An 11,696-nucleotide genomic window follows, 5' to 3' on the forward strand; every position below is an offset into this window, starting at 1 on the left:
CGCTCGGCCTCGGCGGAGGCGGCGGCGTTGGAGGCCGGGTCGGTGGTGGCGACGAGCGCGTACCAGGCCTCGGCGAGGTCCCCGTCCTCGTACCGCCGCTTGACCCAGGTGATCTCGCCGGCCTCGGCCATGGCCTCCACCGAGGGGGTCGCGGACGGGGAGACGAGGATGATGTCGGCACCGGCGGCGATGAGGGCCGGAAGCCGGCGCTGGGCGACCTGGCCGCCGCCCAGGACGACGACGCGGCGGCCCGCGAGGCGCAGGCCGACGGGATAGGCGGGGTGCTCGGCGTGCGCGGGGTGCTCGGCGTGCTCGGCCATGTGCGGGCGGCTCCTCGGAGGGGCGTGCGGATGAGGGGGCCGCTGCGGCGGTGAAGCGGCTGGTGGGACGGGCGGTGGGCCCGTGCCCACGATATCGGTGAGGGGGGCCGGGCACGCTGTGACCCTTGTCCCTCGGGGCCGGGAGGCCCCGGTGGTACGGGAGGCGCGGTACGCGCGGGAGGCGGTACGGCGCCGGAGCCGTACGACTCCTGGGGCCGGGCGGGACCGCCCGAAGGCGCGGACGGCACGTGCCCGGGCCGGGCGGCGCAGGAGCCCGGCCCGGGCTTCCGGGTCGGGCTCCTGCGCCGTGGAAAGGCCCTACTTCTCGGTGACGCCCGCCGAGTCGAACGTGGCCACCTCGTGCATCGCGCGGGCCGCGCTCTGCACCAGCGGCAGGGCGAGCAGCGCGCCCGTGCCCTCGCCGAGGCGGAGGTCCAGGTCGACCAGGGGGCGCAGCCCCAGCTTGTTGAGGGCCGCCACGTGGCCCGGCTCGGCGCTGCGGTGGCCGGCGATGCAGGCCGCGAGCGACTCGGGCGCGATCGCCCGGGCGACGAGGGCCGCCGCGCCGGTGGAGACGCCGTCGAGGATGACCGGGGTACGGAGCGAGGCCGCGCCCAGGATCAGGCCGACGAGGGCGGCGTGCTCCAGGCCGCCGACCGCGGCGAGGACGCCGAGGGGGTCGGCCGGGTCCGGCTGGTGCAGGTCGAGCGCGCGCCGGACCACGTCCACCTTGCGGGCGTGGGTCTCGTCGTTGATGCCGGTGCCGCGGCCGGTGACCTCGGCGGGGTCCACGCCGGTGTAGACCGAGATGAGGGCGGCGGACGCGGTGGTGTTCGCGATGCCCATCTCACCGGTGAGGAGCGCCTTGTTGCCGGCGGCGACGAGGTCGCGGGCGGTCTCGATGCCGACCTCGACCGCGGCGAGCACCTCCTCGCGGGTCATCGCCGGGCCGGTGGTGAAGTCGGCCGTGCCGGGGCGCACCTTGCGCGGCAGCAGCCCCGGGGTGGCCGGCAGCTCGGCGGCGACGCCGACGTCGACGACGCAGACCTCGGCGCCGACCTGGTTGGCGAAGGCGTTGCAGACCGCTCCCCCGCCGAGGAAGTTGGCCACCATCTGGCCGGTGACCTCCTGCGGCCAGGGGGTGACGCCCTGGGCGTGGACGCCGTGGTCGCCCGCGAAGATCGCGACGGCGGCCGGCTCGGGGATCGGCGGCGGGCACATCCGGGAGAGACCGGAGAGCTGGGCGGAGATGATCTCCAGCATGCCGAGCGCGCCGGCCGGCTTGGTCATCCGCTTCTGCCGCTCCCAGGCCTCGCCGAGCGCCTTGGCGTCCAGCGGGCGGATGTTGGCGACGGTCTCCTGGAGGAGGTCGTGCGGCTCCTCGCCGGGCAGGGCGCGGCGGCCGTACGTCTCCTCGTGGACGACCCAGGCCAGGGGGCGGCGCTTGGACCAGCCCGCCTGCATCAGCTCGGGCTCGGCCGGGAACTCGTCGACGTAGCCGACGCAGAGGTACGCGACCACTTCGAGGTGCTCGGGCAGACCGAGGGCGCGGACCATCTCGCGCTCGTCGAAGAAGCTGACCCAGCCGACGCCGAGGCCCTCGGCGCGGGCGGCGAGCCACAGGTTCTCGACGGCGAGGGCCGAGGAGTAGGGGGCCATCTGCGGCTGCGTGTAGCGACCCAGGGTGTGGCGGCCGCCCCGGGTGGGGTCGGCGGTCACGACGATGTTCACCGGGGTGTCGAGGATGGCCTCGATCTTCAGTTCCTTGAACTGCTTGGCCCGGGCCTTCGGCAGCGAGTTCGCGTACGCCTCGCGCTGCCGCTGGGCGAGTTCGTGCATCGTCTGCCGGGTCTCGGCGGAGCGGATGACGACGAAGTCCCACGGCTGGGAGTGGCCGACGCTGGGGGCCGTGTGGGCGGCCTCCAGGACACGGAGGAGCACCTCGTGCGGGATCGGGTCGGAGCGGAAGCCGTTGCGGATGTCGCGGCGCTCGCGCATCACGCGCAGGACGGCCTCGCGCTCGGCCTCGTCGTAACCGGGGGCCGGGGGTCCGGCCTCGGCGGCCGGCGCGGTCGCGGCCGGCTCTCCGTCCTGGGCGGCGGGCTCGGCGGTCTCCACCGGCGCGACGGGCTCCGCGCTCCCGACCGGTGCGGTCGGCTCGGCGGGCTCGTCCGTGGCGGCGGGGACGCCGGCCGTCCCGTCGGCCTGCGGGACCTCGGCGGCGGGGGCGGGGTGCGCGGACTCCGGCGCCTGTAGGGCCTCGGCCGCGGGGGTCTCCTCGGGGGTGCCGGCCTCCGTGGCGGCCTCCGGGAGCATCTCCGGCTCGCCGGTCACCTCCGCGGGCACGGCCTCGGCCACGGTGTCGGCGACGGTCCCGGCGGGAGCGGCCGGCTCGGCAGGGGCCGGCTCGACGGGCTGGGCGACGGGAGCCGGGACCTCGGCCTGCACGGCCTCGGCGGGCGCGTTCTCGGTGACAGGCGCGGCCTCGGCGGGCGTGGCCTCGGTGACGGCCGGGGCCTCGGCCGTCCGCTCCTCGGGGAGCGGCTGGACGGCGGCCTCGGCGGGCGGGGCGGGGGCGACGGCCGTCTCGTCGGCCTGCGGGACCTCGGCGGGCACCACGGGCGCGACGGCCTCGGCCGGCGCCTCCGGCTCGGGCCGGACCTCCACGGGCTCCGCGGCCGGCTCCGTCCGGGGCATCTCGGCGGCGGGCAGCGGCCCGGCCTCCGCGGGAGCGGCCTCGGCGGCCGGGGCCTCGGCGGCCTCTTCCGGGACGGCGACCGGTACGGCTTCGGCGACGGGTGCGGTGGCCGGCTCGCCCTCGCGCGGCGCGGGGACGGTCGGCTGGGCGACGGCGGGCTGCTCGGCGGCGGCCCCGGGCACCGGCTCAGCGGCCGGCTCGGGCTCCGGGGCCTCGGCGGGGAGGGCGGCCGTGTCCTCGGGCGCCTCCTGCGGGACGGGGGCCGGGGCGGGCTCCGCGACGGGCGTCGGGGCCAGGTGCGGGGCGGTCGGGACGGTGCCCTCCACCTGGACGAAGCGGCCGGCCGGCGGAACGACCGTTTCTGCGGGAACCTCGGCCGCCTGGGGCTGCGCCGGCCACGGCTCCGCGCCCTGCGGGGCGAGCTGCCGGCCCTGTCCGAGCGACTGGTCCTGCGCGATGTCGAAGTACTCGGGGCCCGTGGTGGGCGGTCCCGGGTTCCGTACGGGCACGGGCGCGGGCGCCGTCGCCACGACCGGCTCGGGCGCCGGGGCCGGCGCGGGCTGCGCCGCGGGGGCGGGTGCCGTGGCGGGGCCGCGGTCGGCGAGGGAGCGCACCACGCCTCCGGTGCCCTCGGGCACGGCCGGTCCCATGTGCAGCGGACGGCGGCCGTGCTGCGGCCCCGGGGCGGTGGCGGGCGGCGGGACGCGGACCCCGCCGAGGTCGACGGAGCCGGTGTCCCGGCCGGCGGCCTCGTGGGCACCCGTGTCGAGGATGCCGGGCTCGTACCCGTGGTCGGTCACGACCGGCTGCTCCTGCGGCGCGGCGGGGACGCCGTGCGCGGGAGTGCCGTGCGCGGGAGTGCCGTGCGCGGGAGTGCCGTGCGCGGGAGTGCCGTGCGCGGGAGTGCCGTGCGCGGGAGTGCCGGCTCCCTGGGGCGGGAGCGGCACGCCCTGCGGGGGGGTGGCCGCCGCGGGGGCGGTGAGCTGGTCGGCGAGGACGGCGGAGTCCGGCAGCGGGCCCGTGAGCGGATCGGTCAGCGGGTCACCGGCCTGCGGGGCCTCGGCGGCCTGGACGGCGTGCTGCGCCACACCCTGGTGCGGTGCCTCGTGGCCGGGGGCCACGGGGGCGGCGGGCGGAGGGGGTACGGCGACCGGCGGGGCGGGCGTGGCACCCGGCGGCAGTTCGCTCCAGGCTCCCTGCGTACCCGGCATCAGGAGCAGGTCGTCGTCCTCGGCTGTGTGCTCGGAGGGGTCCAGGTAGGTGTACGCAGCCGGCGCGGGAACGCCCGGCTGCTCGACCATGCCTGCGTTCTCCGGCAGCCCCTCGCCCGGGATCTGGCCGGTGTCCGTCATGCGTACCCCTCGCCCATCGGTTGTGCTCCTTCAGACCTTCGCCCGTCGACAAGAACGAGCGTCCGCGTCGCGCGGCACGGAGGACGCGCGGACACCCAAGCATTGTCGCGGCCCTCGGCCATCGTGGCAGGGAGATCCGCCACGGTGCGCTGTGGACTGCGCCACGTCGCGCGGTCCCCCCCGTTGCTCCGTACCACATCAGCGGGCCAAAAGGGCCAGCGTTTCAGGACATTGACGAACAGAACGCCGAACGTCCGGGTGCGGTACAACAATCCGCCAGCCTACCTGGCCCGGTGGGGCGGGGCGGTCACGGGTGGGGCGGCCCGGCCCGGTGCGCGGGCGGGTCGACGCGGCGTCCGCAGAGCAGGAAGACGACCGACCGCTCGCGCTCGGACCAGTCGTCCGGGTCGAGCCCGACGGTCTGGAGGAGGAGGCTCTCGACGGTGTAGCCGCCGGCGGTGAGGGCGGCGCCGGCGGACTCGGCCTCGTCGCGGGTGGAGGCGTGGGCGACGATGCGTTCCGGGCGCCGGTCGGTGCAGGCGGTGACGACGGGGACGCCGCCGGCCCCGACGCGGACGACGTCCGGCTCGGGCAGGCTCTCCAGGACGTGCGGGGCGCGGCCGTGGACGGTCTGGAGGGGGACGCCGTGGCGGCGGGCTGCCGCGGCGGTGCGGGCGCAGGCGTCGGGGTCGAGGTCCACGGCGATGACGGCGGCGCCGAAGCGGGCCGCCTCGACGGAGAAGCCGCCGCCGGCGCAGCCGATGTCCCAGACCAGGTCGCCGGTGCGGGGTCCGAGGCGGGCCAGCTGGGCGGCGCGCAGGGCGGGGTCCTCGCCCGCCCGGGTGCGGGGGGCGCCGCCGGGTCCGTACTCCTCGGCCGGCAGACCCCAGCCCCGTACCGCACGGGCCGCCGGGTCCTCACCGAGGAGCCAGGGGGCGCCGGCGGCTCCGGAGGCGCCGCCGGCGATGCCGCCGATGACGAGGACGACGTTGGGGTCGCGCCAGCTGTGGTCGGCGGCCTTGTCGGAGGTGAGGACGGAGACCTGCTCGCGGGCGGTGCCGAGTTCCTCGCAGACGACGAAGGTGCGGTGGACGCCGTCGAGGAGCAGGGCGAGTTCGGCGGGGCCCGCGCCGGGCGAGGTGAGGACGGCGACCTTGGGGTGGGCGCGGCAGACGTTGACGGCGCGGCGCAGGGTGCGCTGGTGGGCGACGACGACCTTGGCGTCGTCCCAGGGCATGCCGGCGCGGGCGAACGCGGCGGCCACGGAGGAGACGGCGGGGACGACCTCCACCTCCAGGCCGTGCTCGGGCGCGCGCAGGGTGCGCACGACGCCGAAGAATCCGGGGTCGCCGTCGGCGAGGACGACGGCGGTGCCGCGGTGGCCCGCGATGCGGCGGGCGGCGAGGTCGAGGCTGCCGAGGCGGACGCGTTCGGCGCCGGGGGGCACCTCGGGCAGTGCCAGGTGGTGGGCGGCGCCGGCCACGAGGGTGGCGGCGCGGAGCGCGGACCGGGCCGCCGAGGTGAGCGGCGAGCCGTCCCAGCCGATCACGGTGACGCGGTCGGCCATCGTCGTCTGTCTCCTGGGGTGGTGTGCGGGTCGTCGCAGGTCGAACGCGGCGCAAAGGGTGCCGGGCGGGTCGAGCGTACCCGGAACGGGCGCGGGCCCGGCGCGCCGCCGGGGCGTGTGGCGGCCGTCTCGGGCGGGGGATCAGCTCCAGTCGGCGAAGGTGGAGTAGCCGGCGTCGGCCATCTGCTCGGCGACGCCGTCGAGGTCCTCGGGCAGGAGGCTCCAGACGATGAGGTCGGTCCGGATGTCGGCCCAGTCGCCGGCCTCGGTCTGGCTCCGCGCTATCCAGGCGTTGCGCAGGACGCCCTCGCTGATGCAGCCGATCTTCTGCGCGACCTGCTGGGAGGCGGTGTTGTCGGCGGCGGTGCGCAGTTCGAGGCGCTCGAAGCCGCGGTCGCCGAACAGCCACTGGGCGACGGCGAGGACGGATTCGGTGGCGTAGCCCTCGCCGCGGGCCCAGGGCGCGGTGACGTACGCGACCTCGGTGGCTCTGGTGCGCCAGTTGGTGCTGTGGAGGTGGACGGTGCCGACGAGGCGCTGGGTGAGGAACTCGGTGACGGCGAAGACGATGCCGTGGCCTTCGGTTCGCTGCGCAGGAGCGATCCTGCGCACCCAGTCCTCGGCGTGGGAGCGGGTGTAGGGGTGCGGAACGGAGGTCCAGGCGACGACGAGTTCGTCGTTCATCATCTCGACGAAGGCGGGGATGTCGGCCTCTTCGTACGGGCGCAGCACCAGCCGGTCCGTGCTGATGGAGATGTCCGGAAAGGTGGTAGTCATGCGCAGCTCCGTAGCGAAGACCGTCCGTAAAGACCGTGAACGGACAGCATGCAGCATGGGACGGCGCGTGCGCATGGCCGGGTGCGGGGCGGCGGGACCCGTGCCGAAGGCCCCGCGCGCCGGTGGGGCGGGCGGGGCCTTCGTGCGGGGAATCCCGCCTGGCGGGCGTTACTTGGCGGCGCCGAAGGCCGGGATGACCGATCCCTTGTAGGTGTCCTCGATGTACTTCTTCACCTCGGGCGAGTTGAGGAGCTTCGCGAGCTTCTGCACGCGCGCGTCGTTCTCGTTGCCCTTCTTGACGGCGAGGAAGTTGGCGTACGGGTTGCCGTCGGCCTTCTCCAGGACGAGGGCGTCCTTGGCGGGCTGCAGCTCGGCCTCGATGGCGTAGTTGCCGTTGATGACGGCGGCGTCCACGTCGTTCAGGGCGCGGGGCACGGTGGCGGCCTCCAGCTCCTTGAACTCCAGGCCCTTCTTGTCGGTGATGTCGGAGAGCTTGGCGTTGGTGCCCACGCCCGGCTTGAGGGTGATCAGGCCGTTGTCGGCGAGGAGCTGGAGCGCGCGGCCGCCGTTGGTGGTGTCGTTGGGGACGGCGACGGTCTGGCCGGGCTTGATGTCCTTCACCGACTTCAGGCTCTTGGAGTAGAGGCCGAGCGGCTCCAGGTGGACGTCGACCACGGGGACGATGGTGGTCTTGTTCTTCTGGTTGAAGTCGTCCAGGTACGGCTTGTGCTGGAAGAAGTTGGCGTCGACCTGGCCGGACTGGGTGGCGGTGTTCGGCAGGACGTAGTCCGTGAACTCGCGGACCTCCAGCTTGAGGCCGGCCTTCTCGGCGAGGTTCTTCTGGACGAAGGTGAGGATGTCGCCGTGCGGCGTGGGGGACGCCGCGACGACGAGGGCCTTCGAGGCGTCGCCGGAGCCGCTCGCGGAGGAGGACGGGTCCGAGGAGGTGCCGCAGGCCGTGAGGCCGAGGGCGAGGGCGGTGGTGGCGGCGAAGCCGGCGGTGAGCTTGATGTTCTTACGCACGAAGAGTGCCTCTTTCGGGTGGAGCGGTGGACGCCTGGACAACAAGTCCGGGCTGTTCTTCGGTGGACGAAGTGCGGGTGGGCGGCCGCCGTCAGGCGGTGCGGCCGCGGCGGGCGAGGAGCCGTACGACTCCGTCGCCGATGAGCTGGACGACGGTCACGAGGACCACCAGGACGACGACGGTGACCAGCATGAACGTGGTGTCGAAGCGCTGGTATCCGTAGGTGACGGCCTTGGAGCCGAGGCCTTCGCCGCCCACCGCGCCGGCCATGGCCGAGTAGCCGATGAGCACGATCACCGTGGTGGTGACGGCGGAGACGAGCGAGGGCAGGGCCTGCGGCAGGAGCACCTTGCGGACGATGGTGGGGATGCCGCCGCCCATGGCCTGGACGGCTTCGACGAGTCCGTGGTCGACCTCGCGGACGGCCGTCTCGACGAGGCGCGCGAAGAAGGGGATGGCGCCGATGGCGAGCGGCACGATCATCGCGGTCGGTCCGATGAAGGTGCCGACGACGAAGGTGGTGAAGGGGATCAGGGCGATCAGCAGGATGATGAACGGCAGGGAGCGCCCGATGTTCACGATCGCACCGACGATCTTGTTCACCGGCCGGTTCTGCAGCAGTCCGCCCTTGTCGGTGAGGACGAGGAGGATGCCGAGCGGCAGTCCGCCGAGCACGGTGACGACGGTGGCCCAGAGGACCATGTAGAGGGTGTCGACGGTGCCCTGCTCCAGCAGGGGCCGCATCTCTTCCCAGGTCACTTGGCACCTTCCTCGACCAGCAGCGGCGTTCCGGCGGCTGCGCCGTGTTCCTGCGGTTCCCGCGTTCCGGGCTGTTCCGGTTCTTCCTCGACGACCTCGACCTGCAGGCCCTGCTCACGCAGGAAGCCGACCGGGACGACGTTGTCCTCGTACCGTCCGGGCAGTTCGATCCGCATCCGGCCGATCTGCCTGCCGCCCACGGTGTCCATCGCCGCCCCGAGGATCGAGATGTCGATGTTGTAGGTGCGGGACAGCTGGGAGATGACCGGCTGGGTGGCGGCCTCGCCGTGGAAGGTGACGTCCACGACCGTGCGGTCGGGGCCGGTGGAGTGGCCGCTGACCGGGAAAAGCTCGGCCGCCAGCTGCGAGCCGGGGGTGGCGAGCAGTTCGCTCACGGTGCCGGACTCCACGATCCGGCCCCGCTGCATGAGGGCGGCCGAGTCGCAGATCGTCTTGACGACGTCCATCTCGTGGGTGATGAGGAGGACGGTGAGGCCGAGCTGCCGGTTGAGGTCGCGGAGCAGCTGGAGGATGGAGCGGGTGGTCTCGGGGTCGAGAGCGCTGGTGGCCTCGTCGGAGAGGAGCACCTTCGGGTTGCCGGCCAGGGCGCGGGCGATGCCAACGCGCTGCTTCTGGCCGCCGGAGAGCTGGCCCGGGTAGGCCTTGGCCTTGTCGGCGAGGCCGACGAGGTCCAGGAGTTCGAGGGCGCGGCGGGAGCGCTCGGCGCCGGGGACGCCGAGGATCTCCAGGGGCAGTTCGATGTTGTCCTTGACCGTGCGCGAGGACAGCAGGTTGAAGTGCTGGAAGACCATGCCGATGCGGCTGCGGGCCTGGCGCAGGTCCTTGCCGGCGCGGCGGCTCCGTCCGGCGAGGGCGGTGAGGTCGACGCCGTCGACCGTCACGGTGCCGGAGGTGGGACGCTCCAGGAGGTTGACGCAGCGGATGAGCGAGGACTTGCCGGCGCCGCTCTGGCCGATGACGCCGTAGACCTCTCCTTCGCGGACGTGGAGGTCGACGCCGTCCAGAGCGGTGACCTGGCGGCCGCGCGACTCGTAGACCTTGGTCAGGCCCGAAGTGGTGATCACAGGGGTTTCCGTCACTGTCGAGTGCGCGACGCGGGGTCCGCCGTGCACGGGGCATTCGTCATTTCGGACAGGCAGGCGCACGGGAGGCGGCTCCGGCGGTGGCCGGGGCAGCGGTGCGCGGGGCAGGCACGGTCCGCGCCGGTGGGCGGCGGAACGGCTGGCCGTCGGGGTCTCGCTTCGGGGCGCGAGGCTCGGCGGGGGCCCTCAGAAGGCGCACATTCGACACATACAACGAGCACCGGGCGTCGTGATCGCCTCGGTCGCAAGGGTGCGGCTGCTCGTCGTGGTCATGTCTGCAAGTAAAACATGCGCGGCTGCGAAGGGAAGCAGCCTGTCCGTATAACGGACAGCTGTGAGACGCCCTGCGGACGGCCGGCGCTCCTCGCGCGGTCCGCCGCCCCTCCCCCGTACGGCCTGCCCGTACGGGCTCCGCCGGGCCGGGGCGGCCGGCCGGCGTCCCCGGCCACGAGGGGACCGGATGTGGTCAAGGCCACGGCCCGGGGGCCGCGCGCATCGGACCATTCCGGCCGTAATACGCTCGGGCGCATGCTCGACGCCCTGACGGTCGCGGTCTGTGTGGCCGCGCTCGCCCTCGCCGCCTGGTGCGGCTTCGCCGCCTACCGGGACCAGCCGACCAAGGACTGGCACTTCATCGGCATGGCCGTGGTGACCCTCCTGGTCCTCGCCCAGCTGATCGTGGGCATCGTGCAGCTGGCGCGCGGCGAGAAGGCGGAGGAGGGCACCACCATCTTCGTCGCCTATCTGCTGGGCGCGCTGTGCGCGGTCCCGGTGGCCGGCTTCATGTCGCTCGCGGAGCGCAGCCGGTGGGGCTCGGCGACGGTCGCGGCGGGCGCGGTCGTCCTCGCGGTGCTCGAAGTGCGTCTCCACGACATCTGGACGGTGGGCTGATCATGGGCGGGACCCGGGAAGCGCGGGAGACGGCGGCCGGCGGGCGGACCCGGCTGGTGTCGGGCCCCGGCATGCTCGTGGTCTGGCTGTACGGCGTGATGTCGGTGGGCGCGGCCTCCCGCTCGGTGTACGAGATCACCGCGAAGTTCGACCAGGCCCCGCTGGCCTACTCGCTCTCGGCGGTGGCGGCGCTCGTGTACGTCTTCATCACGTACACGCTGGTGCGCGGCGGCGAGACGGCGCGCAGGGCGGCGCTGGTGTGCTGCGCCGCCGAGCTCGCCGGTGTCCTGGTCGTGGGGACCTGGACACTGCTGGAACCGTCCGCCTTCCCGGACTCCACGGTGTGGTCGGAGTTCGGCTACGGCTACGTCTTCATCCCGGTGCTGCTGCCGCTGACCGGCATCTGGTGGCTGCGGCGGTCCCGGGCCGCCTGAGCCGGCGACCCGGGAGCACCGTCGTCACGGGGCCTGACCGCCGTCGCGCGACGGGACGGGCGGCCCACCGGTCCGTCAGGCGGCCTTCTCCAGGGTCACCAGGGTGATCCGGGGGCCGAGCGCGCGGGTGGCGACCTGCTCGTACCCCTTCCTGCGGTAGAGCCGGAGGTTGGCCTCGCCGCGGTGGCCCGTGTCGAGCCGGAAGCGCTTGGCGGACGGGGTCTCGGGCCGGCCGGTCGTCGCGAAGTGCTGCTCGATGGCGTCGAGGAGCCGCCCGCCGAGGCCGTGCCGGCGCAGCCGAGGGTGGACCATCAGGTTGGTGATCCGTACCGTGCCGTCCTCGTCGGCGGAGGCCCGCACGGAGGCGACGACCTCGTCGCCGAGCCGGGCCACGAGGCCGTGGCCCCCGGCCAGTTCGGCGCGCAGGGCGTCGAGCGACTGGGTGAGCGGTTCGATGGACCAGTCCCCGTACAGCTCCGCCTCGCTCTGGTAGCAGAGGTACTGCAGCTTCAGGATGTGCTCCGCGTCCTGCGCGTCCGCTGCTGAGATGGTCACACTCATGCCCATGTGTGCACGCCTCCCGCTCATCTGGTCCACCGACGGTCTACCGCACCCTTCCCCTCCGGCCGGGGACGGGAACCTCTGCGGCGAGCATTCTGCGCAGGCATCCCAGGCAACGGGAACGCATCGGCCCCAGACTGCCTTGTGAGATACCCAACGCTCCTGCGATTTCCCGGTAGGTGGGGTCGGCGGGGTCGAGCATGGCGGCCA

At 74.3% G+C, this 11,696-nt stretch carries 10 protein-coding genes and 1 pseudogene; 2 read left to right on the forward strand and 9 right to left on the reverse strand.

What is annotated here, in order from left to right:
- From RIF68_RS12800 to RIF68_RS12830, 7 genes are all read right to left on the reverse strand, one after another.
- Positions 1-320: NAD(P)-dependent oxidoreductase (locus RIF68_RS12800; protein WP_309051329.1), on the reverse strand; the 320-nt coding region annotated here is incomplete at its 3' end.
- Between the two features lie 318 nt (positions 321-638).
- On the reverse strand, positions 639-4,370 hold the full coding sequence (gene cobT / locus RIF68_RS12805) for a nicotinate-nucleotide--dimethylbenzimidazole phosphoribosyltransferase (RefSeq protein WP_309051330.1): 3,732 nt from the start codon (positions 4,368-4,370) through the stop codon (positions 639-641).
- A 307-nt stretch (positions 4,371-4,677) separates the two neighbouring features.
- Entirely contained in the window at positions 4,678-5,937 is a 1,260-nt protein-coding gene (gene cbiE / locus RIF68_RS12810) for a precorrin-6y C5,15-methyltransferase (decarboxylating) subunit CbiE (protein WP_309051331.1), read from the reverse strand.
- A 141-nt stretch (positions 5,938-6,078) separates the two neighbouring features.
- Positions 6,079-6,714: a GNAT family N-acetyltransferase gene (locus RIF68_RS12815; RefSeq protein ID WP_309051332.1), complete on the reverse strand. Its 636-nt coding sequence runs from the start codon at positions 6,712-6,714 to the stop codon at positions 6,079-6,081.
- A gap of 168 nt (positions 6,715-6,882) precedes the next feature.
- Positions 6,883-7,737 (reverse strand): MetQ/NlpA family ABC transporter substrate-binding protein, encoded by an 855-nt coding sequence (locus RIF68_RS12820; RefSeq protein WP_309051333.1) that lies wholly within the window; start codon positions 7,735-7,737, stop codon positions 6,883-6,885.
- Between the two features lie 91 nt (positions 7,738-7,828).
- Positions 7,829-8,497 (reverse strand): methionine ABC transporter permease, encoded by a 669-nt coding sequence (locus RIF68_RS12825; protein ID WP_309051334.1) that lies wholly within the window; start codon positions 8,495-8,497, stop codon positions 7,829-7,831.
- Positions 8,494-9,582, reverse strand: a complete 1,089-nt coding sequence (locus RIF68_RS12830; protein ID WP_309051335.1) for an ATP-binding cassette domain-containing protein — start codon at positions 9,580-9,582, stop codon at positions 8,494-8,496. Before RIF68_RS12830 ends, RIF68_RS12825 begins: the two co-directional genes overlap by 4 nt.
- Positions 9,583-10,128: 546 nt before the next feature.
- Here RIF68_RS12830 and RIF68_RS12835 point away from each other — a divergent pair.
- Positions 10,129-10,491 carry a hypothetical protein gene (locus RIF68_RS12835; protein ID WP_309051336.1) on the forward strand — a complete coding sequence of 121 codons (363 nt, stop codon included), beginning with the start codon at positions 10,129-10,131 and terminating at the stop codon, positions 10,489-10,491.
- A gap of 2 nt (positions 10,492-10,493) precedes the next feature.
- Positions 10,494-10,925: a hypothetical protein gene (locus RIF68_RS12840; RefSeq protein WP_309051337.1), complete on the forward strand. Its 432-nt coding sequence runs from the start codon at positions 10,494-10,496 to the stop codon at positions 10,923-10,925.
- A 75-nt stretch (positions 10,926-11,000) separates the two neighbouring features.
- On the opposite strand, the gene RIF68_RS12845 is transcribed toward RIF68_RS12840, so the two are convergent.
- Both RIF68_RS12845 and RIF68_RS12850 read right to left on the reverse strand, forming a co-directional pair.
- Positions 11,001-11,492: a GNAT family N-acetyltransferase gene (locus RIF68_RS12845; protein ID WP_309051338.1), complete on the reverse strand. Its 492-nt coding sequence runs from the start codon at positions 11,490-11,492 to the stop codon at positions 11,001-11,003.
- A 37-nt stretch (positions 11,493-11,529) separates the two neighbouring features.
- Positions 11,530-11,696: pseudogene (locus tag RIF68_RS12850) on the reverse strand (sigma-70 family RNA polymerase sigma factor); the annotation flags it as partial.

Origin of the sequence: Streptomyces sp. (assembly GCF_031178505.1) — a bacterium.
Lineage (GTDB): Bacteria > Actinomycetota > Actinomycetes > Streptomycetales > Streptomycetaceae > Streptomyces > Streptomyces gulbargensis.